Origin of the sequence: Xenorhabdus bovienii, assembly GCF_024721015.1 — a bacterium.
Taxonomy (GTDB): Bacteria; Pseudomonadota; Gammaproteobacteria; order Enterobacterales; family Enterobacteriaceae; genus Xenorhabdus; species Xenorhabdus bovienii.
Map to the genome: position 1 here is coordinate 1 of NZ_JANAIF010000443.1, position 257 is coordinate 257.

The 257-nt window shown below is 56.0% G+C and carries 1 protein-coding gene; it reads left to right on the plus strand.

The window, feature by feature from the left end; genetic code table 11:
• On the plus strand, positions 1 to 257 hold a 257-nt coding region (locus NXS07_RS21335; protein ID WP_258087681.1), incomplete at both ends, for an AMP-binding protein.

The following is a 257-nucleotide window of genomic DNA, read 5'->3' on the forward strand; positions in this document are numbered from 1 at the left end:
CCGGTGCCGGTGAACGGGGCTACGGATCTGGCGTACATCATCTACACCTCAGGGACAACCGGTCAGCCCAAAGGGGTTATGCTGACGCACCAAAGCATCATGAACCGCCTGTGTTGGATGCAATCCCGATATGCCTTAAATGCGGCGGATAACGTGCTGCAAAAAACCCCTTATACCTTTGATGTCTCGGTGTGGGAACTGCTGGCGGCTAACTGGGTCGGCGCCCGTATTGTGATTGCCCCGCCTGATAGCCATAG